This window comes from Streptomyces sp. NPDC005566, from assembly GCF_040605575.1.
Classification (GTDB): Bacteria; Actinomycetota; Actinomycetes; order Streptomycetales; family Streptomycetaceae; genus Streptomyces.
This window is the reverse complement of sequence record NZ_JBEXDB010000037.1, coordinates 12579-34037: the sequence shown is the minus strand read 5'-3', so window position 1 is coordinate 34037 and position 21459 is coordinate 12579. Positions and strand designations below refer to the sequence as shown.

Annotated in this window: 19 protein-coding genes, 1 tRNA gene and 1 pseudogene; 10 read left to right on the top strand and 11 right to left on the bottom strand. The window is 66.5% G+C overall.

Annotated features, from left to right (window positions below; translation table 11 throughout):
• Positions 1 to 79: 79 nt before the first annotated feature.
• Complete coding sequence (locus ABZS61_RS33980; RefSeq protein WP_356430118.1) at positions 80 to 304, bottom strand: hypothetical protein; 225 nt, start codon at positions 302 to 304, stop codon at positions 80 to 82.
• A 144-nt stretch (positions 305 to 448) separates the two neighbouring features.
• The gene (locus ABZS61_RS33975) at positions 449 to 808 is read right to left on the bottom strand and encodes a hypothetical protein (protein ID WP_356430115.1); all 360 of its coding nucleotides are present in this window, start codon (positions 806 to 808) and stop codon (positions 449 to 451) included.
• Between the two features lie 241 nt (positions 809 to 1049).
• On the opposite strand from ABZS61_RS33975, the pseudogene ABZS61_RS33970 reads away from it, so the two are divergent.
• Positions 1050 to 1232, top strand: a pseudogene (locus ABZS61_RS33970) (site-specific integrase); the annotation flags it as partial.
• 71 nt (positions 1233 to 1303) lie between these two features.
• On the opposite strand, the gene ABZS61_RS33965 reads toward ABZS61_RS33970, so the two are convergent.
• The 9 genes from ABZS61_RS33965 to dnaA all read right to left on the bottom strand — a co-directional run bounded on the left by ABZS61_RS33965 (position 1304) and on the right by dnaA (position 14057).
• Positions 1304 to 1380 (bottom strand) — tRNA-Ile (locus ABZS61_RS33965).
• 70 nt (positions 1381 to 1450) lie between these two features.
• Complete coding sequence (locus tag ABZS61_RS33960; RefSeq protein WP_356430112.1) at positions 1451 to 2047, bottom strand: DUF3566 domain-containing protein; 597 nt, start codon at positions 2045 to 2047, stop codon at positions 1451 to 1453.
• 93 nt (positions 2048 to 2140) lie between these two features.
• Positions 2141 to 4768, bottom strand: a complete 2628-nt coding sequence (gene gyrA / locus ABZS61_RS33955; RefSeq protein WP_356430109.1) for a DNA gyrase subunit A — start codon at positions 4766 to 4768, stop codon at positions 2141 to 2143.
• A gap of 46 nt (positions 4769 to 4814) precedes the next feature.
• Positions 4815 to 6884, bottom strand: a complete 2070-nt coding sequence (gene gyrB / locus ABZS61_RS33950) for a DNA topoisomerase (ATP-hydrolyzing) subunit B (RefSeq protein ID WP_356430127.1) — start codon at positions 6882 to 6884, stop codon at positions 4815 to 4817.
• 402 nt (positions 6885 to 7286) lie between these two features.
• The gene (locus ABZS61_RS33945; RefSeq protein ID WP_356430124.1) at positions 7287 to 7829 is read right to left on the bottom strand and encodes a DciA family protein; all 543 of its coding nucleotides are present in this window, start codon (positions 7827 to 7829) and stop codon (positions 7287 to 7289) included.
• Between the two features lie 29 nt (positions 7830 to 7858).
• Positions 7859 to 8989, bottom strand: coding sequence for a DNA replication/repair protein RecF (recF, locus tag ABZS61_RS33940; RefSeq protein WP_356430106.1), 1131 nt, complete (start codon positions 8987 to 8989; stop codon positions 7859 to 7861).
• 51 nt (positions 8990 to 9040) lie between these two features.
• Entirely contained in the window at positions 9041 to 9919 is an 879-nt protein-coding gene (gene gnd / locus ABZS61_RS33935; RefSeq protein WP_356430103.1) for a phosphogluconate dehydrogenase (NAD(+)-dependent, decarboxylating), read from the bottom strand.
• A gap of 131 nt (positions 9920 to 10050) precedes the next feature.
• Positions 10051 to 11181: a DNA polymerase III subunit beta gene (dnaN, locus tag ABZS61_RS33930; protein ID WP_356430100.1), complete on the bottom strand. Its 1131-nt coding sequence runs from the start codon at positions 11179 to 11181 to the stop codon at positions 10051 to 10053.
• A 1079-nt stretch (positions 11182 to 12260) separates the two neighbouring features.
• Positions 12261 to 14057, bottom strand: coding sequence for a chromosomal replication initiator protein DnaA (dnaA, locus tag ABZS61_RS33925; protein ID WP_356430097.1), 1797 nt, complete (start codon positions 14055 to 14057; stop codon positions 12261 to 12263).
• A 382-nt stretch (positions 14058 to 14439) separates the two neighbouring features.
• On the opposite strand from dnaA, the gene rpmH reads away from it, so the two are divergent.
• The 9 genes from rpmH (at position 14440) to ABZS61_RS33880 (ending at position 21327) form a co-directional block, all read left to right on the top strand.
• Entirely contained in the window at positions 14440 to 14577 is a 138-nt protein-coding gene (gene rpmH, locus ABZS61_RS33920; RefSeq protein ID WP_078850492.1) for a 50S ribosomal protein L34, read from the top strand.
• Positions 14578 to 14595: 18 nt separating this feature from the next.
• On the top strand, positions 14596 to 14967 hold the full coding sequence (gene rnpA / locus ABZS61_RS33915; protein WP_356430094.1) for a ribonuclease P protein component: 372 nt from the start codon (positions 14596 to 14598) through the stop codon (positions 14965 to 14967).
• Complete coding sequence (gene yidD, locus ABZS61_RS33910) at positions 14964 to 15323, top strand: membrane protein insertion efficiency factor YidD (protein ID WP_356430091.1); 360 nt, start codon at positions 14964 to 14966, stop codon at positions 15321 to 15323. Before rnpA ends, yidD begins: the two co-directional genes overlap by 4 nt.
• 3 nt (positions 15324 to 15326) lie before the next feature.
• Positions 15327 to 16580 carry a membrane protein insertase YidC gene (yidC, locus tag ABZS61_RS33905; RefSeq protein WP_356430088.1) on the top strand — a complete coding sequence of 418 codons (1254 nt, stop codon included), beginning with the start codon at positions 15327 to 15329 and terminating at the stop codon, positions 16578 to 16580.
• A 14-nt stretch (positions 16581 to 16594) separates the two neighbouring features.
• A complete protein-coding gene (locus tag ABZS61_RS33900; RefSeq protein WP_329209109.1) occupies positions 16595 to 17104 on the top strand; it encodes a R3H domain-containing nucleic acid-binding protein in 510 nt (169 codons plus the stop codon).
• 108 nt (positions 17105 to 17212) lie between these two features.
• A complete protein-coding gene (gene rsmG, locus ABZS61_RS33895; RefSeq protein ID WP_356430084.1) occupies positions 17213 to 17929 on the top strand; it encodes a 16S rRNA (guanine(527)-N(7))-methyltransferase RsmG in 717 nt (238 codons plus the stop codon).
• 303 nt (positions 17930 to 18232) lie between these two features.
• Complete coding sequence (locus tag ABZS61_RS33890; protein ID WP_356430121.1) at positions 18233 to 19309, top strand: AAA family ATPase; 1077 nt, start codon at positions 18233 to 18235, stop codon at positions 19307 to 19309.
• Positions 19306 to 20406 carry a ParB/RepB/Spo0J family partition protein gene (locus tag ABZS61_RS33885; protein ID WP_356430082.1) on the top strand — a complete coding sequence of 367 codons (1101 nt, stop codon included), beginning with the start codon at positions 19306 to 19308 and terminating at the stop codon, positions 20404 to 20406. The genes ABZS61_RS33890 and ABZS61_RS33885 overlap by 4 nt, the downstream gene beginning before the upstream one ends.
• Before the next feature lie 303 nt (positions 20407 to 20709).
• Complete coding sequence (locus ABZS61_RS33880) at positions 20710 to 21327, top strand: GNAT family N-acetyltransferase (RefSeq protein ID WP_356430079.1); 618 nt, start codon at positions 20710 to 20712, stop codon at positions 21325 to 21327.
• The last annotated feature ends 132 nt before the right edge of the window (positions 21328 to 21459 follow it).

Here is a 21459-nt window from a genome sequence, read left to right as displayed (position 1 = left end):
CCGAATAGTCCTTCATCGCCATCGACGGTCTTCTCGCTTCCTCCGGATCAAGCAGATCCAGTATCAGCGTGTCCACGACTCAGGGGGAGGTCCCCTTGAGCGTCACGACGTTGTGCGCCGAGGCACCGGATACCTTCATCCACTGCTCGAAGCGCACGACTCGGCCGGATTCGTTGACCCACACGTCGCAAGCGAACTCCTCCAGGCCCGCGGAACGCATCCTGTCGTACAGTCGACGGTCCACCGTCCGGAGCTGGTCCTGGGTGAGCTTCCCGGAAAGCCGGTACGCAGGGGCGCCGTCCACCTCCTCTGAACCCTTCAGAGCCTTCGGCCCAAGGTCCAGGAGCAGCTGTGCATAAGCTCTGTAGTCCGCTGCGACCGCGCCTGCAGAATCCAGCCCCGCACGCTGCCACTCCCCAGCTGGTCCGTCGTCGTCAAGTGCTCGTGTTTAGGTGGCGTTCTCCAGCAGGATCGTCTCCGCAGTGACCGCTTGGTCCTCCGGAGCGCTGTCGGCAGTCGTCAAGGTCACTTTGCCCGTAGGGGCTGATCCGTTGAGGTTCATCCGGCCGGCCATCACGAGTGCCGGCGTGGAGCCCAGATAGCTTTCCGCCGTCATCTGAGCCGAGTAGGGCGCTGGATCGGCGTTCCTGAGCGCTGCCTCGACCTCGGATGCACCAGCTGCCTTCGGTGTGACCGACGCGACGCTCTTCGACTTCGGTGCGGGTGCTTGCCCAGCATTCCCTGCTCCACAGCCGGTGAGCAGGACGGTGGCCGCGATACCGGCCGCCACGGTGGCCAAGTGGCGCATGGCAGGGACCTCCTGAAACGTGACTGACAAGTCGCTGAGTCTGTCATGGGCAAAGCTTGAACACTCAACTGCCCTCAACCCACCACTCACCCCCGCTCCCGTCCCGTCCGCCTTCGACCCACACTCCGCATGGCGAGCGTGGTCAAGGGCGTCATGGCGGAGCGCGCCACTGTACGAACGATCTTGACGCCCTGGGCCACGGCTGCTCGGCTCCGCCCGGGTCGGCGATCGGGGGTCCGGCCGGATCACCGTGCGGCTCGCTCGGCACACCTGCGGCACCCTGCCGGCCTTCCTGAAGGTGCACCCCATGGTCGCCCAGGCGATCCTGCGGCACAGCCAGATCAGCATGATCATGGACGTCTACACCCATGTGGTGGGCGACGGAGAGCGGGAAGCCGTGACGATGCTCGCCGAGCTGCCGGAATTCACTGACCGGCTGATGTCACCCGCAAATGTCGAAGGCCCCCCACCGTTACCGGTGGGGGGCCTTCGTACTGGTGGGGCTAACAGGATTTGAACCTGTGGCCTCATCCTTATCAGGGATGCGCTCTAACCAACTGAGCTATAGCCCCGCCGCGCTGTGCGCTGACTTCTGAAGATTAGCGCACGTCGGGGCCAGTCCCAAAATCGATACCCGGCGACCTACTCGTCCTCGGCCAGAGTGAGCTCCACGCCACCCACGAAGCCGGCCGACAAGTTGTAGATGAAGGCGCCCAGCGTCGCCAGCGCAGTGGCCAGCACCACATCGATCACCGCGATGACCGAGGTGAAGATGAGGACGCGCGGCAGCGACAGGAACGACTGCAGATCGAAGCCGTTGCTCTCGTTCGAACCGGTGGCCTCACTGATCGTGCCGCCCACGGTGGAGAAGACGCCCATGGCGTCCATCACCATCCACAGGACCGCCGCCGCCACCACTGTGCAGATCCCCAGCGCGATGGACAGCAGGAAGCTGACCTTCATCACCGACCACGGATCGGCCTTGGCCACCCGCAGGCGCGCCTTGCGGGTACGCGGAGTGGTCCGAGCCCCGGTCCGGGGCCGACGCGTCGCCTGTACGCCGCCCACGCCCTGCGCTCCGCCCTGTGTGCCGCCACCCTGCGTACCGCCCGCGGGGGACTGGTACGCCTGCGGCGGGTGATAGGGCCCCGCCTGGCCCGGTGCGGGCTCGCGCTCACCGGGCAACGGCCCGGTCGCGTACCCCTCGTACTGGGGCTGAGGTCCCCGAGTGTCCGTCACAGTTCCCCCTTGGGAGTCCGTGGCAGGGCCACGGGCACCGCTCGCTCCAGCTCCGGAAGAGGCCGAACCGGCGCCCGTGGCTCCACTCACGCTCTACTCCTCGTGCTCCCCGGCCGAGGGCTCCGTGCCCTCGACAGTGCCCTCGACCACGCTCTCGGCATGGGCCTCGACCGTGTTGCCTTCAGCCTCATCGGTCCCGTCGACCTCTTCGGCCTCACGACCGGCCTCGGCGTTGCGCGCGATACCGACGACGGCATCGCGCTTGCCCAGATTGATCAGTTGGACGCCCATGGTGTCACGGCCCGTCTCCCTGACTTCATTGACTCGCGTACGGATCACGCCGCCGCCGAGCGTGATGGCGAGGATCTCGTCCGTCTCCTCCACCACCAGCGCCCCGACGAGCGATCCCCGGTCCTCCACGATCTTGGCGGCCTTGATACCCAGACCACCACGACCCTGGACGCGGTACTCGTCGACAGCGGTCCGCTTCGCGTAACCACCGTCGGTCGCAGTGAACACGAACGTACCGGGCCGGACAACATTCATCGAGAGCAGTTCGTCGCCTGCGCGGAAACTCATGCCCTTCACACCCGAGGTGGCACGGCCCATCGGGCGCAGTGCATCGTCCGTCGCAGTGAACCTGATCGACTGGGCCTTCCTGCTGATGAGCAGCAGATCGTCCTCGGCCGACACGAGCTCGGCGCCGATCAGCTCATCGTCCGCACCGCTCTCCGTCTCACGGAGGTTGATGGCGATGACACCACCGGAACGGGGCGAGTCGTAGTCCTTCAGCGACGTCTTCTTCACCAGGCCGCCCTTGGTGGCCAGGATCAGGTAGGGCGCCGCCTCGTAGTCACGGATCGCCAGGATCTGCGCGATCTGCTCGTCCGGCTGGAACGCCAGCAGGTTCGCCACGTGCTGACCACGCGCGTCCCGGCCGGCATCCGGCAGCTCGTACGCCTTCGCCCGGTACACCCGGCCCTTGTTCGTGAAGAACAGCAGCCAGTGGTGCGTCGTCGACACGAAGAAGTGGTCGACGATGTCGTCTTCCTTGAGCTTCGTCCCGCGCACACCCTTGCCGCCGCGCTTCTGCGAACGGTAGTCGTCCGTCTTCGTGCGCTTCACATAGCCGCCGCGGGAGATCGTGACGACGATGTCCTCCTCGGCGATCAGGTCCTCGATGGACATGTCACCGTCGAAGGGCACCAGCTTGGAACGCCGGTCGTCGCCGAACTTTTCGACGATCGCCGCCAGCTCCTCGCTGACGATCTGACGCTGCCGCTCGGGCGACACCAGGATCGCGTTGTACTCGTTGATCTTCGCCTGGAGCTCGTCGTGCTCGGCGGTGATCTTCTGGTGCTCCAGCGCGGCCAGCCGGCGCAGCTGCATCTCCAGGATCGCGTTCGCCTGGATCTCGTCGATCTCCAGCAGGCCCATCAGACCCTCGCGCGCGATCTCCACCGTGTTGCTGCGACGGATGAGTGCGATGACCTCGTCGATCGCGTCCAGCGCCTTGAGCAGACCGCGCAGGATGTGCGCCCGCTCCTCCGCCTTGCGCAGGCGGAACTTCGTACGCCGGACGATGACCTCGATCTGGTGCGTCACCCAGTGGCGGATAAACGCGTCGATCGACAGGGTGCGCGGCACCCCGTCGACGAGCGCCAGCATGTTCGCGCCGAAGTTCGTCTGCAGATCGGTGTGCTTGTACAGGTTGTTCAGCACGACCTTGGCGACCGCGTCACGCTTCAGCACGACCACCAGACGCTGGCCGGTGCGCGAGGACGTCTCGTCACGCACGTCCGCGATGCCGCCGACCTTGCCGTCCTTCACCAGGTCGGCGATCTTCTGCGCGAGGTTGTCGGGGTTGGTCTGGTACGGAAGCTCCGTGACCACCAGGCACTGACGGCCCTGGATCTCCTCGACCGCCACGACCGCACGCATCGTGATGGAGCCACGGCCCGTGCGGTACGCGTCCTCGATGCCCTTACGGCCCACGACGAGCGCGCCCGTCGGGAAGTCCGGGCCCTTGATGCGCTCGAGCAGCGCGTCCAGGAGCTCCTCGTGCGAAGCCTCCGGGTGCTCCAGGTACCACTGCGCGCCGGCCGCGACCTCGCGCAGGTTGTGCGGCGGGATGTTGGTGGCCATACCGACCGCGATGCCCGCCGAGCCGTTGATCAGCAGGTTCGGGAAGCGCGCCGGGAGAACCACCGGCTCCTGGTTGCGGCCGTCGTAGTTGTCCTTGAAGTCGACGGTCTCCTCGTCGATGTCCCGGACCATCTCCATGGACAGCGGCATCATCTTGCACTCGGTGTACCGCATCGCCGCGGCCGGGTCGTTGCCCGGAGAACCGAAGTTGCCGTTGGAGTCCACCAGCGGCATGCGCATCGACCAGTGCTGCGCCAGTCGCACGAGCGCGTCGTAGATCGAGGAGTCGCCGTGCGGGTGGTACGTACCCATGACGTCACCGACGACACGGGCGCACTTGTAGAAGCCCTTCTCGGGCCGGTAGCCGCCGTCGTACATCGCGTACAACACCCGGCGGTGAACGGGCTTCAGACCGTCCCGTACGTCGGGCAGCGCACGCGACACGATGACGGACATCGCGTAGTCGAGGTAGGAGCGCTGCATCTCCGTCTCGAGCCCCACGGGCTCGACACGCATGCCCACACCCGCGGTGGCGGGCTCCTCTTCAGGTGTCACAGGGGTGTTCTCGTCGGCCATTGCTGGTCAAAGTCCTTTCGAGCTGCGGCTTGCTTGTTCGGCCGACTCAGATGTCGAGGAAGCGGACGTCCTTGGCGTTGCGCTGGATGAACGAGCGCCGCGCCTCGACGTCCTCACCCATCAGCACCGAGAACAGATCGTCTGCCTGCGCCGCGTCGTCCAGCGTGACCTGGCCGAGCACCCGGTGGTCCTGGTCCATCGTCGTGATGCGCAGCTCCTCGGCGTTCATCTCGCCGAGGCCCTTGAAGCGCTGGATCGAGTCTTCCTTGATCCGCTTGCCGTTCTGCTTGCCGAGCTCCACCAGAGCGTCGCGCTCACGGTCGGAGTACGCGTACTCGAAGTCGTCCCGGCCCCACTTGATCTTGTAGAGCGGCGGACGGGAGAGGTACACGTGCCCGGACTCGACCAGCGGCCGCATGAACCGGAACAGGAAGGTCAGCAGCAGGGTGTTGATGTGCTGGCCGTCGACGTCGGCGTCCGCCATCAGAATGATCTTGTGATAGCGGAGCTTCTCGATGTCGAAGTCCTCGTGGACACCGGTACCGAATGCCGAAATCAGCGCCTGGACCTCGGTGTTCTGCAGGATCTTGTCGATCCTGGCCTTCTCGACGTTCAGGATCTTGCCTCGGATGGGCAGGATCGCCTGGTACATCGGATTACGGCCCGACTTCGCCGAACCGCCGGCGGAGTCACCCTCGACGATGAAGATCTCGCACTTGGTGGGGTCGTTCGACTGGCAGTCGCTCAGCTTGCCCGGCAGCGACGCGCTCTCCAGCAGACCCTTACGGCGGGTCAGGTCGCGCGCCTTGCGGGCCGCGACACGCGCCGTGGACGCCGCGATGCCCTTGCGGATGATGTCCGCGGCCTCATTGGGATTGCGGTCGAACCAGTCCGTCAGCTGCTCGTGGACGACCTTCTGCACGAAGGTCTTGGCCTCCGTGTTGCCCAGCTTCGTCTTCGTCTGGCCCTCGAACTGCGGCTCGCCCAGCTTCACCGAGATGATCGCCGTCAGGCCCTCGCGGACGTCCTCACCCGTGAGGTTGTCGTCCTTCTCGCGCAGCAGCTTCTTGTCGCGCGCGTACCGGTTGACCAGAGAGGTCAGCGCCGCACGGAAGCCCTCCTCGTGCGTACCGCCCTCGTGCGTGTGGATCGCGTTGGCGAAGGAGTAGACCCCCTCCGTGTACTGCGTGTTCCACTGCATCGCGATCTCGGCCGAGAGGAGACGCTCCTTGTCCTCGGCCTCGATGTCGATCACCGACTGGTGAATGACGTCGCCCTTACGGGAGTTCAGGTACTTCACGAAGTCGACGATGCCGTTTTCGTAGTGGTACGTGACCGTGCGGGCGGCCTCCTCCTCGGTGGGCTCGACCGCGTCCGCGCTGTCCGCGCCCGCCGTCGCCTTCGCCGACTCCCGCTCGTCGGTGAGCTTGAGGGTGAGGCCCTTGTTGAGGAACGCCATCTCCTGGAAGCGGCGCGAGAGGGTCTCGAAGCTGTACTCGGTGGTCTCGAAGATGTCCCCGTCGGCCCAGAAGGTGACCGACGTACCGGACTCCTCGGTGGCCTCGTGCTGGGCCAGCGGGGCGGTCGGGACACCGAGCTTGTAGTCCTGGGTCCAGCGGTAGCCGTCCGTCCTGACCTCCACGGCGACCCGTGTGGACAGGGCGTTGACGACGGAGACGCCTACGCCGTGCAGGCCACCGGAGACGGCGTAACCGCCGCCACCGAACTTGCCGCCCGCGTGCAGGACGGTCAGCACGACCTCGACGGCCGGCTTCCCTTCGGACGGCACGATGCCGACCGGGATGCCTCGGCCGTTGTCGATCACGCGCACCCCGCCGTCCGCGAGGATCGTGACATCGATGGTGTCCGCGTGCCCGGCCATCGCCTCGTCGACCGAGTTGTCGACGACCTCTTGCACGAGGTGGTGGAGACCGCGCTCACCGGTTGAACCGATGTACATGCCAGGTCGCTTGCGTACCGCGTCCAGGCCCTCGAGGACCGTGATCGCGCTGGCGTCGTACGAGGCGGTGACCTCGCCGTGCGCACCGGCTGTGGACGGGTTGTTCTCGTTGGGGTTGCCGGAATCGGCCACGAAGCGCCCTTTCTGGCACAGCACAGGCCGTTCTCCGGACAGGCGGGAGCGGCTGCGTCGTTCGGCTTGTATCGACGACTCCCGCACGGAAGCGGGATTGTCCATCAGTCTACCGGTAGCGCCGACATGAATGGGGGTTTGCCGGTACCTGAGTCCGCATGTGCCGCCCTGAATGAGCGCCTGCCGACTCCCCATATTCAGGAAGGGGCTCTGAGAGGCTCACGCGGGCATTGAGCGCTTCGGCCTGTCAACCTCCCACTACGGTGAGGGACGCCTCACATTCGCCGCCCGGCACGAACCACCGCACAACAGAGCATTCCGGTAGACAAGGACAAGTCGCGCAACAGCCCCGAAGAGGGCGGTCCGCCCATCGAAAAACCCTGGCGCCGGCCGTGTTCACAGGAGCCCGGAGCAGGAAATGCCTGCTCAGCCGTATGTGTCCCCCGGGCCCGTGCTCCCCGGCGCTCGCAGCGGACCGAATTTGCGCTGCGGACCACCAGGCCCCAGCACCTTGATCATTTTCACCGTGCCGTGACCCAGATCCGTGTTCAGCCTGGCCACCAGTTGCGGTGCCAGCATCCGCAGCTGCGTCGCCCACGCCGTCGAATCGCACTGGACCGTCAGCACGCGCTCGGCCGGATCCTCGTCGTACCGCAGCGGCACACAGTGATTGGCCAGATCGTCGCCCACGATCTGCGTCCACCGCCCCATCACACCGCCCACAGCCGCCGGAGTCTCCCAGCCCCGCTCAGTGATCAACCGGTTGATAGCCGACCCCAGAGCCAACGGATCACGACCGTCGGACCGCGCGCCCGACCTCAGCCCGCCACCACGCCTGGCCTGCTTCTTCTGCTGCGCGGCATCACCGCGGGCACGGGCCTGCTCCTTCGCCGCACGCAGCGCCACCCGCGCCAGATCGACACCCGACACCTCGGGCTGCTTCGCCGCACCGCTCACCGGATCCGGCAACGCCCGCCCGCCGTTCTCCGCCCGGCCGCTCACAGCCGCTCCACCTCACCCGCGGACACCGCGTACCGCGCACCCGCCAGCACGGCCGGGACGTCGTCGTCGACCGCTGCCGTGACCAGCACCTGCTCGCCCGGGGCCACCAGCTCCGCCAGCCGCTCACGACGCCGCGCGTCGAGCTCGGCGAACACGTCGTCCAGCACGAGCACCGGCTCATTGCCCTCGGTGCGCAACAGGTCGTACGAGGCGAGCCGCAGCGCCAGCGCGTACGACCAGGACTCCCCGTGGCTCGCGTACCCCTTCGCCGGCATGCCCCGCAGCCCCAGCACCAGATCGTCGCGATGCGGACCGACCAGCGTCACGCCTCGCTCGATCTCCTGCTTACGGGCCTGGACGAGCGCCGCCATCACCTGCTCGTACAGCTCCTCACGGGTGCGCGCGGGCTCCGCGTCGGAACCGACCGAGCTGCGGTACTCCAGGGTCACCGGACCACCGCCCGGCGCCACGTCCGCGTACGCCTTGTCCGCGAGCGGCTGCAGCGTCGCGATCAGGTCCAGGCGCTGGGCCAGCAGCTCAGCCCCGACCTGGGCCAGATGCTGGTCCCACACGTCCAGCGTGGACAGATCCATCGACCGGCCACCGTGGCGCCGGGCCATCGCCGCGGACTTCAACAGGGTGTTGCGCTGCTTCAGCACCCGCTCGTAATCGGACCGGACGCCCGCCATCCGCGGCGAACGCGCCGTGATCAGCTCGTCCAGGAAGCGCCGCCGCTCACCCGGGTCGCCCTTCACCAGGGCCAGATCCTCGGGAGCGAACAGCACGGTCCGTACTATCCCCAGCACGTCACGGGGCCTGACCTGGGACGACCGGTTGATACGGGCGCGATTCGCACGGCCCGGATTGAGCTCGAGCTCGATCAGCTGGGACCGCTCGCCCTGAGTGACCGCGGCCCGGACAACAGCCCGCTCCGCACCCATCCGCACCAGGGGGGCGTCGGACGACACCCGATGGCTGCCGAGCGTCGCGAGATAGCCGACGGCCTCCACCAGATTGGTCTTGCCCTGGCCGTTGGCACCCACGAACGCGGTGACGCCCGGGTCGAGAGGAACCTCGACCCGGGCGTACGAGCGGAAGTCGGCCAGCGAGAGATGCGTGACGTGCATGTTCGCCGACCCTTTCCGACTTCGTTCTGCGTCCTGCCGTGCTGCGTACTGCTACTTCTTGTTCTCGACCGCGTGACCGCCGAACTGGTTGCGCAGCGCGGCGATCATCTTCATCTGCGGGGAGTCGTCCTGCCGCGAGGCGAACCGGGCGAACAGGGACGCCGTGATCGCGGGCAGCGGCACCGCGTTGTCGATGGCGGCCTCGACCGTCCACCGGCCCTCACCGGAGTCGGCGGCGAAACCACGGAGCTTGTCGAGGTGCTCGTCGTCGTCCAGTGCGTTGACCGCCAGGTCGAGCAGCCAGGAACGGATGACCGTGCCCTCCTGCCAGGAGCGGAAGACCTCACGCACGTCCGTGACGGAGTCGACCTTCTCCAGCAGCTCCCAGCCCTCGGCGTAGGCCTGCATCATGGCGTACTCGATGCCGTTGTGAACCATCTTCGCGAAGTGGCCGGCACCGACCTTGCCCGCGTGTACGGACCCGAAGTCGCCCTCGGGCTTGAGTGCGTCGAAGACCGGCTGGACCTTCGCCACGTTGTCGGCGTCGCCGCCGTACATCAGGGCGTAGCCGTTCTCCAGGCCCCATACGCCACCGGAGACACCGCAGTCGACGAAGCCGATGCCCTTGATGCCCAGCTCCACGGCGTGCTTCTCGTCGTCGGTCCAGCGGGAGTTTCCGCCGTCCACGACGATGTCGCCCGGGGAGAGCAGCTCGGCCAACTCGTCGATGGTGGACTGGGTCGCGGCACCCGCCGGAACCATCACCCACACGACTCGCGGACCCTTGAGCTTGCCCACAAGCTCTTCGAGGCTGTGGACATCGGCGACATCCGGGTTGCGGTCGTAACCGATGACGGTGTGGCCTGCGCGGCGGATGCGCTCGCGCATGTTGCCGCCCATCTTGCCGAGGCCGACGAGACCGAGCTCCATCAGAGATTCCTTAAGCGTTGTGCCGATTCGTACCCGGGACCGAGCCTACGCCCGGCCGGGGACAGCGCGGCGGGCCTGCTCAGCGCTGAGCGTGCCCGCCGGAAGCTGCCGTGACAGGAACGATCGCCGGATCAGCCGGAGAGGCGGACCGGCATGATCAGGTACTTGTACGCGTCGTCCGCCTCGGCATCGACGGCGGGACGGCCGCTGAGCAGGGCGGGCTTGGTGGACGTCGTGAAGGAGAGCTGGGCGACCGGGGAGTCGATCGCGCTGAGCCCGTCCAGCAGGAACGTCGGGTTGAAGGCGATCGAGATGTCGTCACCCTCGAGCACGGCGTCGACGCGCTCCACAGCCTGTGCGTCGTCGCTGGAACCCGCCTCCAGGATCAGCACACCCTGCTCGAAGCTGAGCCGCACCGGAGTGTTCCGCTCGGCGACGAGGGCCACACGCTTGACGGCCTCCACGAACGGCGCGGTCTCGATGACCGCGACCGAGTTGAACTCGGTGGGGAAAAGAGTCCGGTACTTCGGCAGGTCGCCCTCGAGGAGCCGCGTCGTCGTGCGACGGCCCGCGCCCTCGAAACCGATGAGGCCCTCACCGGCACCCGAGCTCGACAGCGCCAGCGTCACCGTGTCGCCGCTGGTCAGCGCCTTGGCGGTGTCCAGGAGCGTCTTCGCGGGCACCAGGGCGACGGCAGAGGCGTCCGGGTTCTCCGGCTTCCACTGGAACTCACGGACCGCGAAGCGGTAGCGGTCGGTCGAGGCGAGGGTGACGGTCTCGCCCTCGATCTCGATCCGGACGCCTGTGAGGACGGGCAGCGTGTCGTCACGGCCGGCTGCGATGGCTACCTGGGCCGCCGCCGAGGCGAACACCTCACCGGGGACGGTGCCGGTCGCGGTCGGCATCTGCGGCAGGGCCGGGTACTCCTCCACAGGCAGGGTGTGGAGTGTGAATCGCGAGGAGCCGCACGCCACGGTGGCCCGTACACCGTCGGTGGAAATCTCCACCGGCCGGTTCGGAAGGGCGCGGCAGATGTCGGCGAGGAGCCGGCCGGAGACGAGCACCGTGCCTTCCTCCTCGATCTCGGCGTCCACCGAGACCTTGGCCGAGACCTCGTAGTCGAAGCTCGAGAAGCTGAGGGCGCCGTCACCGGCCTTCAGCAGAAGGCCCGCAAGAACGGGCGCCGGCGGACGGGCCGGGAGGCTGCGGGCCACCCAGGCCACCGCCTCCGCGAGTACATCGCGCTCCACCCGGATCTTCACCGGAACCGCCTCCTGCTGTTGCTCGCTCGCCCTGCTGGCCTTCGTCGTCTGGTTCGGGGTCTCCCTGCCGAAGGGCTGAGGGGAGGACGCCGGGGTCCAGTCTGACGTACGGCACCGACACTCGTTGCTGCTCGGGGTCAAGTCGCGACAAGCGGCCCTCGGAGCTCTCGGGCCAAGTTGTGCACAGCCCCCACTTCGAAGCGGATTCCTGGCTAACTCTGAGTGGCAGTAGTAGTAGGGCCTGTGGAAACCGTGGATAACGTTGTTTCCGCAGGTCAGTGCCCATTTTTTGTCCACCGGCCCTGTGGGCGGCACCGGTGGACAACTTGGTGTTTCTGTGGACACCCGAAAGTTCTGCACACCCGATGCACAGGTGGGGGTGACTTCTCCCCAGGGCTGTCCCCAGCTTTACCCAGGTTCCCCACAGCCCAACCGAGGTCCTCGGTGTGACGCCTTTCACTCTCGGCAGTGAAAGGCGGTGTTGAGTTGCCGAACAGTGGACAGGGGTGTGGAGAAGCTGGGGACAACACGGTCCAGCCTGTGGGCCGACGGTGGACAACATCATCGGCCCCCTGTGGACGAAAAATCTGTCCACAGGCTGTGGATCATTGTTGACCACAAATCCCCAGGCATGTGACCTGGCCTGATGGAGTATCGGCAGCGGGCCCTGTGGATGCAATCTGGACAACTTCCCAGTCCCCAGGCTGTGGACGCCCATTTACTCATCGATCTGTGGAGAAGGGCATGCTCGCGGACCGTATTCGAACAACCGGGGTGCTTCGTGAGGGTGCGGCCCGGCTCGGAGCGGGGTGCGCGCGGGTCGGGTGGACGTCCGGGAGGGCCTCCAAGGAGGCATTTCTGTCCCTTCCGACAACCTCCGGGAGGCTTTTCACAGCCTCTTGGAGCACCTCCACGGCCCGGCTCTCCGAAGCACCTGTGGGTCCGGCGCCCTCGCACGGCCACGGTCCGGAGCCCTTGCAGGGCGGCGCTCCGGCGTCCGGATATGACGAAAGGCGCCCCGCGAGGACTCTTCGTGGTCCTTGCGGGGCGCCCCGGGATCGCTGCGGCGGGCCGGCTCGTCAGCCGTTCTTGATGCGGTTGGTGAGCTCGGTGACCTGGTTGTAGATGGAACGCCGCTCCGCCATGAGGGCGCGGATCTTCCGGTCGGCGTGCATCACCGTCGTGTGGTCGCGTCCGCCGAACTGGGCACCGATCTTGGGCAGCGAGAGATCTGTCAGTTCGCGGCACAGATACATGGCGATCTGGCGCGCCGTCACCAGCACGCGGCTGCGGGAGGATCCGCAGAGGTCCTCCACGGTGAGCCCGAAGTAGTCGGCGGTGGCCGCCATGATGGCCGGCGCGGTGATCTCGGGGGCCGAGTCCTCACCGCCCGGGATGAGGTCCTTGAGGACGATCTCGGTCAGGCCGAGGTCCACCGGTTGCCGGTTGAGGCTGGCGAATGCGGTCACGCGGATCAGCGCACCCTCCAGCTCGCGAATGTTGCGCGAGATGCGGGAGGCGATGAACTCGAGCACCTCCGGGGGTGCGTTGAGCTGCTCCTGTACCGCCTTCTTGCGGAGGATCGCGATACGCGTCTCCAGCTCGGGCGGCTGCACGTCGGTGGTGAGGCCCCACTCGAACCGGCTGCGCAGCCGGTCCTCCAGGGTCACCAGTTGGCGCGGCGCCCGGTCCGAGGACAGCACGATCTGCTTGTTGGCGTTGTGGAGCGTATTGAAGGTGTGGAAGAACTCCTCCTGCGTCGACTCCTTGCTCGCCAGGAACTGGATGTCGTCGACCAGGAGGATGTCCACGTCGCGGTACCGCTTGCGGAAGGTGTCGCCCTTGCCGTCACGGATCGAGTTGATGAACTCGTTGGTGAACTCCTCGGAGCTCACGTACCGCACGCGGGTACCCGGATAGAGGCTGCGCGCGTAGTGCCCGATGGCATGGAGCAGGTGCGTCTTGCCGAGCCCCGACTCCCCGTAGATGAAGAGGGGGTTGTACGCCTTCGCCGGGGCCTCGGCCACGGCAACTGCCGCCGCGTGAGCGAAGCGGTTGGAAGCACCGATGACGAAGGTGTCGAAGAGGTACTTGGGATTCAGCCTGGCGTGCGGTTCACCGGGACCAGGTGCGGGTGCGGGCTGGGCACCCATGGGGCCGGGGCCGCCGCCGCCGGTACGACCTGGGCCGGGTCCGCCCTGACGGTGCTGGGGCTCCTGGTCCTGAAGATCATGACGGTCGCGCGCGTCCCGCTGCTGTTCGTAGCCCTGACGCTCGGGCGGCTGCGGCCGGTAGTCGTGCTGGGGCTGCTGGGGCCGGGGGCTCGCGTAGGGATCGCGGTCCTGGTACCCGCCGTGCCGGGGCTGCTGCCAGGAGAGGTCCTCCTGGGAGCGGGGCCAGGCACCGGGCTCCGGGCGCTGCTGCTGGTAGTCCGGGTAGGCGGGACGTGCTGTCGGCATGCCGTCGTCGGAGGGACGGTGGCCGTAGGTGTCGTACCCGTCGTTGTGCGAGAGGTCGTCGCGCTGTGGCCCTTGGTAGCGGTGGGACTGCTGGCCTTGGTGCGACTGGTGCATCGGGGGTGCGGGCGGGCCGGAGGGTTCGGCCGCGGAGTCGTCGACGGTGATGGCGATCCGGATCGGACGGCCGCACTCACGGGTCAGCGTCTCGCTGATGAGCGGCGCCAGCCGGCCCTCCAGGACGCGCTTGCCCCATTCGTTGGGCACCGCCAGCAGTGCGGTGTCGGCGACGAGTGCCAGCGGCTGGCAGCGCTCGATCCACTGCTTGTCCTTCGGCTCGATGCCCTGCTGGCCCTCCCCGAGGAGTTGTTCCAGCACTCGCGGCCACACTGCGGCAAGATCGGCAGGTACGTCAGCCACAAGGCACGCTCTCTCGCATGTCCCACGAATGTGTGGTTCTCGGGACGGGATGGGTCGGGTCGGGTGAGGCCCGGCAGGTGGGAAGGAAAGGAACCGGAGTTCAACCACGGTAGTCAGGGCGACCCGCACGGTTCAAGTTGTTGTCCACAGGCTGTGTATAGACAAGGGGTGCTGCGGAGCCGGTTTGACCGGATGGCGTAGCCGCGCGTACCGTGACCAGGTCGAGTTGTCGATGGCTGCTGCCGCCTGCCTCCGATGGGCAAAGATCACGATCTGTGATTGTGAAGCGGTGCACTAAGGCGTTTACGCGAGTTCCTCGTGGGCGCACGGTGACAGCCAGGCGATGTCCCGCCAACACACGAATCATTTCTGGAGCCCCCGAGTGAGCAAGCGCACCTTCCAGCCGAACAACCGTCGTCGCGCCAAGACCCACGGCTTCCGGCTTCGCATGCGTACCCGTGCCGGCCGCGCGATTCTCGCGAACCGCCGTGGCAAGGGTCGCACCAACCTGTCCGCCTGATCGCGGCCAGGTCATGACGTGCTGCCTACCGAGAATCGGCTGAGGCGGCGCGAGGACTTCGCGACCGCAGTACGCCGAGGACGTCGGGCCGGACGCCCGCTACTCGTCGTACATCTACGCAGCGGTGCCACGGACCCGCACGTGACTGGGGAGAGTGCTTCCCCTCCACGTGCGGGTTTCGTTGTCAGCAAAGCAGTAGGTGGAGCGGTTGTGCGCACCGCGGTGAAGCGGAGGCTTCGCCATCTGGTCCGCGATCGGCTGGCTCAGCTGCCCCCCGGTAGCCTTGTTGTCGTACGAGCGCTGCCCGGATCGGGCGACGCCGACCATGCACAGCTGGCCCGAGACCTGGATGCCGCTCTGGAGCGGCTGCTGGGAGGGGGCGCGCGATGAAGTACCCGCTGCTGGCTCTCATCAAGCTGTATCAGTGGACGATCAGCCCACTCCTCGGGCCTGTCTGCCGCTACTACCCGTCGTGTTCCCACTATGGATATACGGCGATCGACCGGCACGGTGCGATCAAGGGAACTGCGCTGACGGCATGGCGCATTCTCCGTTGCAATCCGTGGTCACCCGGCGGCGTGGATCACGTACCGCCACGCAAACGTCCGCGTTGGCACGAACTGCTGCGCAGCTGTGTGCGTGGTGGCAAGGGCGGGGACTCCGCCGCCGATGTGCCTTCCGGGGGGTCGGTCTCCGAACCCCTGAGCCCGGCCACAGAGACCTCGCCCAAAGCTCAAGGAGCCTGATTAGTGGACACGATTGCCAGTCTGTTCAGCTTTATCACCACACCTGTTTCGTGGGTCATCGTCCAGTTCCACAAGTTGTACGGGGCGCTCTTCGGCGACGACACGGGCTGGGCCTGGGGCCTGTCCATCGTGTCCCTGGTGGTTCTGATCCGGATCTGTCTGATCCCGCTTTTCGTTAAGCAGATCAAGTCGACCCGGAACATGCAGGTGCTCCAGCCGAAGATGAAGGCGATCCAGGAGCGCTACAAGAACGACAAGCAGCGTCAGTCCGAAGAGATGATGAAGCTGTACAAGGAGACGGGTACCAACCCGCTCTCCTCGTGCTTGCCCATCCTGGCGCAGTCGCCGTTCTTCTTCGCCCTGTACCACGTGCTGTCGTCCATCGCCTCGGGCAAGACGATCGGTGTGATCGACCAGCCGCTGCTCGACAGCGCCCGACAGGCGCACATCTTCGGTGCTCCGCTGGCCGCGAAGTTCATGGACAGCGAAGAGAAGGTCGCGGCGCTCGGCGCCACGCTGCTCGACGTACGGGTCGTCACGGCGATCATGATCGTGATGATGTCGGCGTCGCAGTTCTTCACGCAGCGCCAGCTGATGACGAAGAACGTCGACCTGACGGTGAAGACCCCGTACATGCAGCAGCAGAAGATGCTGATGTACATCTTCCCGCTGATCTTCGCCGTCATGGGCATCAACTTCCCCGTCGGTGTCCTCGTGTACTGGCTGACCACCAACGTCTGGACCATGGGTCAGCAGATGTACGTGATCAACCAGAACCCGACGCCGGGCAGCAAGGCGCAGGACCAGTACCTGGGCCGTCTGCTGAAGAGCGTGACCGCTCATGGTCAGGTGCGCGGCAGGACGAGGCGCAACACCGTGAAGCGGATCTTCGTTAAGGGTCCTGACCGCAACGACATCGAGCGCAAGTTCATCACCGGTCTGGCCAAGCTGGGTCTCGCGGCTCAGGAGGACGGGACGGTGGCGAAGAGCGAAACCGCCGTAGCCGAAGCCGAGGGCGGTGCCGCGGCGAAGCGGCAGCAGCCCAAGCGGCAGACGAAGGCGAAGCGCCATACCGCTGCCACGCATCCGGGTGCGGCCAAGGACTCCGGTTCCGCCGAGCCGGAACCCAAGACGTCGCTCGAGAAGCAGGACGACAAGCCGAAGCCCGCGGGTAAGCCCGCGTCCGGCTCCTCACGCCAAGCCAAGTCCGGACAGCGCAAGGGCCCGCAGCGGCCCAAGCACCCGTCCAAGAAGTAAGAAGGAGTCCATCCGTGACGGAAGGCACCACCACCACGGCCGCTGAGGGCAGCGACACTCTGACCCGCCTGGAGCAGGAAGGGGAGATCGCGGCCGACTATCTCGAAGGCCTGCTCGACATCGCCGACCTCGACGGCGACATCGACATGGATGTCGAGGCGGACCGGGCTGCGGTTTCGATCATCAGCGACTCGGCGCGCGAACTGCAGAAGCTTGTGGGCCGCGACGGTGAGGTGCTGGAGGCGCTTCAGGAGCTGACGCGCCTGGCTGTTCACCGGGAGACCGGTGACCGTAGCCGTCTGATGCTGGACATTGCCGGCTTCCGTGCCAAGAAGCGGGAAGTCCTTGCCGCTCTGGGTGCCAAGGCCGCAGATGAGGTCAAGAGCTCCGGTGAACCGGTGAAGCTGGACCCGATGACACCCTTCGAGCGCAAGGTCGTGCATGACGCGATCGCGGCCGCAGGTCTGCGCAGTGAGTCCGAGGGCGAGGAGCCGCAGCGCTTCGTCGTCGTACTCCCTGCCTGAGGGATCCTTGTACTGTCGGCCCCGTCTGTTCGCAGGCGGGGCCGATCTTTGTCAGCCTGATAGTCAGCCACCCACAGTGCGTTAGTGCGGTACGGAAGGACGGTCCCCGTGACGGAGGCAGCAGAGCTCCCTCAGGCGCCCATGGAGGCGCAGGCGGTATTCGGTGAGTTCCTCCCAGAGGCTGTCCGGTACGCGGAGCTGCTTGCGGACGCGGGGGTCAAGCGGGGTCTGATCGGTCCTCGCGAGGTTCCGCGTCTGTGGGAGCGCCACCTGCTGAACTGCGCGGTGCTCTCCGAAGTGGTTCCGGAGGGCGTCACGGTGTGCGACGTGGGGTCCGGGGCGGGTCTTCCCGGTATTCCGCTGGCTCTGGTGCGCCCTGACCTGAAGATCACTTTGCTCGAGCCGCTGCTCAGGCGGACCAACTTCCTTCAGGAGGTCGTCGAGCTGCTGGGCCTGAATCATGTGACGGTCGTCCGCGGCCGTGCCGAGGAAGTGCTCGGTACGCTTCAGCCCGTCCATGTGGTGACCGCCCGGGCCGTGGCTCCCCTGGACCGGCTCGCCGGCTGGGGTGTGCCCCTCCTGCGTCCCTACGGGGAGATGCTGGCGCTCAAGGGAGGCACGGCCGAGGAGGAGATCCAGGGGGCTCGTGCTGCCCTGAGCAAGCTGGGTGTGGTGGAGACCGAGGTGCTGCACGCCGGTGAAGGCATCGTGGATCCGTTGTCCACCGTGGTGCGCGTGGTCGTCGGGGAGAGTCCGGGCGGTGTGAGGTTCGCCGCAAAGCGGGCCAAGGCGGCGAGGGCGGGCAGGGTGCGTCGACGCCGCTGAGCCGCGTCGGACTCATCGCTGGAGTAGGTGGGGTAGGCCACTTTTGGCGATGTGGGCTATTTATGATTGATAGTCCGTGAAAGTAGCGATATGTGATAGCTGCGGAGTGTCGGGAGTCCGCTGCTGCGCTGCGCATGCATCGTGTTTCACGTGAAACGTCGCTCTCTGCTGCAGGGAATTATCGGCCGCGGTCGTGCGGCTGCCACACCGCGCGACCGCAAGCCCGTACGGGCTACCGAGTTGTCCACAGAAGTGGATTCATCCACAGAACAGTCGGCCTCGCTGGTTCACGACCCCGAAAGCATGGCAGGCTCTGTTCATTGCGAGCCTGAAGTCGAGGAGAGTGAATCCTTGCGGTCCGACGCCAACATCGCGGGACCGATGACCGATCCGGTCCCCGGTCCCCGAACCGAGTCCGCGGGGGACGGTGTTTCACGTGAAACACTGCCGCCCATGGACGACACACCCATCGGTCGTGCGGCCCAGCTGGCGGTCGAGGCCCTAGGCCGCGCCGGCGAGGGTCTGCCCCGCCCTGACCAGACGCGCGTCATGGTGGTTGCCAACCAGAAGGGCGGAGTGGGTAAGACGACCTCCACGGTCAACCTTGCTGCTTCGCTCGCGCTCCATGGCGCCCGTGTCCTGGTGGTGGACCTCGACCCGCAGGGCAATGCCTCCACGGCTCTGGGGATCGATCATCACGCCGAAGTTCCCTCCATCTACGACGTCCTGGTGGAGAGCATGCCGCTCTCCGAAGTGGTTCAGCCCGTCCCGGACGTCGAAGGTCTCTTCTGTGCCCCGGCCACCATCGATCTCGCCGGTGCGGAGATCGAGCTGGTGTCGCTGGTGGCACGGGAGAGTCGACTGCAGCGAGCGATCCAGGCTTACGACCAGCCGCTGGACTACATCCTCATCGATTGCCCGCCTTCGCTCGGGCTGCTGACCGTCAACGCGCTCGTTGCCGGAGCCGAGGTGCTCATTCCGATTCAGTGCGAGTACTACGCGCTGGAGGGCCTCGGGCAGTTGCTGCGAAATGTTGACCTGGTACGGGGACACCTCAACCCGGATCTTCATGTGTCGACGATCCTGCTGACCATGTACGACGGCAGGACCAGGCTTGCCTCGCAGGTGGCGGAGGAGGTCCGTACCCACTTCGGCAAGGAAGTGCTGCGGACGAGCATTCCGCGTTCGGTTCGCATCTCGGAAGCCCCGAGTTACGGGCAGACGGTGCTGACCTACGATCCGGGATCAAGCGGGTCCCTTTCCTATCTCGAGGCTGCCCGAGAGATCGCCCTGAGGGGCGTGGGGATGCACTACGAGGCCGAGCATGCCCATACGGGCAGCCAGAACAGCCAGCAGAGCAATTCGGAGGGCATGCGGTGAGTGAGCGTCGTAGAGGCTTGGGGCGTGGGCTCGGTGCTCTGATCCCCGCAGCTCCGCAGGAGAAGCAGGTGGTGTCTCCCGGGGCTGGGGCAGGTCAGGGAGGTGCGCTCCCGGTGATGACGGCCGAGCGGGGGGTGGCCGCAGCGAAGGTGACTGCGCTGCCTTCCGGCCCGCTGGTGCCGGAGCCGAGTGGTCCCGTGTCGCAAGGGGAGACCGTTCCGGGGTCGGCTGAGTCTGCCGGTGCGTACTTCGCGGAAGTTCCTCTGGACTCGATCACGCCGAACCCGAAGCAGCCTCGAGAGGTATTCGACGAGGACGCTCTGGCCGAGCTGGTGACCTCCATCAAGGAGGTCGGTCTCCTGCAGCCCGTCGTCGTTCGCGCGGTGGCAGACGGCCGATACGAGCTCATCATGGGCGAGCGTCGCTGGAGGGCCTGCGGTGAGGCGGGTCTGGAACGGATCCCGGCGATCGTCCGGGCCACGGACGACGAGAAGCTTCTCCTCGACGCGCTCCTGGAGAACCTCCACCGGGCGCAGCTGAACCCCTTGGAGGAGGCAGCGGCGTACGACCAGCTGCTCAAGGACTTCAAGTGCACGCACGACCAGCTCGCGGACCGGATCGGGCGGTCACGGCCGCAGGTGTCCAATACCCTGCGTCTGCTCCGCCTCTCGCCCCCGGTCCAGCGCCGGGTGGCCGCGGGTGTCATCTCGGCGGGTCACGCGCGGGCGCTCCTCTCGGTGGACGACTCCGATGAGCAGGACCGGTTGGCTCACCGCATCGTGGCGGAGGGGCTGTCGGTTCGTGCGGTCGAGGAGATCGTGAATCTCCTCGGTTCCGAGCCCACGAGTTCTGCCAAGCCGAAGGGTCCCCGTGCCGGAGCGCGGCTCTCGCCGGCGCTGACCGATCTGGCGTCGCGGCTCTCGGACCGTTTCGAGACGCGGGTGAAGGTCGACCTGGGCCAGAAGAAGGGGAAGATCGTCGTCGAGTTTGCCTCGATGGAGGATCTGGACCGCATTCTCGGCAGCCTCGCGCCTGGTGAGGGACGCGTGATGGATCGGAATCTCTCCGAGGAGTCAGCAGAGCACGACGAGGGCTGAGTCCTGATGAAGGCTGAGGGGCGGTCGGTTTTCCGGAAGTTGTCGGAACACAGACCGCCCCTTTGCTCGCTCTCGGTATCCGCATCACGTCTGGGTGGATACGATGCGTTCTGGTATGGCGTATCCACCGTGATCCACCTCAGAGGAGGCGGGGGCAGTGCGATCAGTGAATCGCAGCCACCTGGTGACAGTCGGGTTGGGGCTTGGTGCTGTCGGGGGGTTTGTCGGCAGCCTCTTTCAAGAACGGAGTGCGCTGGCAGCCGCACGTGATGCGGCGGGCGAAGGAAGTGAGGGACCGCCTTCATGGGGCGTCGGCTCGTACCGCTCACACTGGACAACCTTCCGGATCTCCCCAGGCGTTGCCGCTCGTGTGTCTTCTGGGAACTTGATCCGGTCAGCGGGGAAGCCGCAGTAAAAGCAGGAAGACCTGAGCTGGAGAAGGAAGCCTGGATCTCCGCCGTGCTGCTGGAGTGGGGTTCCTGCGGGCGGGTTGTCTACGTGGACGAAGTACCGGTCGGCTTCGTTCTCTATGCGCCCCCTGCGTATGTCCCGGGGGCGCTGGCGTTTCCGACCAGCCCTGTCTCCCCCGACGCGGCACAGCTCATGACCGCGTTGATCATGCCGGAATTCCAGGGCCAGGGACTGGGCCGGGTCATGGTGCAGACGGTTGCCAAGGATCTGCTGCGACGGGGCTTCAAAGCGATCGAGGCCTTTGGCGATGCCCGCTGGAAGGAGCCGGCGTGCGTGCTGCCGGCGGAACACCTGCTCGCCATCGGCTTCAAGACGGTGCGACCTCATCCGACGCATCCTCGGCTGAGGCTTGAGCTGCGCACGACGCTCTCCTGGAAGGAGGACGTCGAGTTGGCGCTGGACAGATTGTTGGGGGCGGTCCAGAAGGAGCCGGTCCTACGGCCGCTCTAACCGTGGTGGACTTCGCTCCGGTCAAAGGGCTGAGGCCCGGCGGATGACGTGGAGCGTGCAGAGCGTGTGACGTGGAGTACGCAGAACGGGCCCACCCCGAAGGGTGGGCCCGTTTCACGTGAAACACGTGCG

Excerpts from the sequence above, each read along its gene's own strand:
- recF (WP_356430106.1), bottom strand. The coding sequence starts at position 8,989 with ATGCACGTCACGCATCTCTCGCTGGCCGACTTCCGCTCGTACGCCCGG.
- ABZS61_RS33890 (WP_356430121.1), top strand. The coding sequence starts at position 18,233 with ATGGCAGGCTCTGTTCATTGCGAGCCTGAAGTCGAGGAGAGTGAATCC.
- ABZS61_RS33880 (WP_356430079.1), top strand. The coding sequence starts at position 20,710 with ATGGGGCGTCGGCTCGTACCGCTCACACTGGACAACCTTCCGGATCTC.
- yidD (WP_356430091.1), top strand. The coding sequence starts at position 14,964 with ATGAAGTACCCGCTGCTGGCTCTCATCAAGCTGTATCAGTGGACGATC.
- ABZS61_RS33975 (WP_356430115.1), bottom strand. The coding sequence starts at position 808 with ATGCGCCACTTGGCCACCGTGGCGGCCGGTATCGCGGCCACCGTCCTG.
- gnd (WP_356430103.1), bottom strand. The coding sequence starts at position 9,919 with ATGGAGCTCGGTCTCGTCGGCCTCGGCAAGATGGGCGGCAACATGCGC.
- gyrA (WP_356430109.1), bottom strand. The coding sequence starts at position 4,768 with ATGGCCGACGAGAACACCCCTGTGACACCTGAAGAGGAGCCCGCCACC.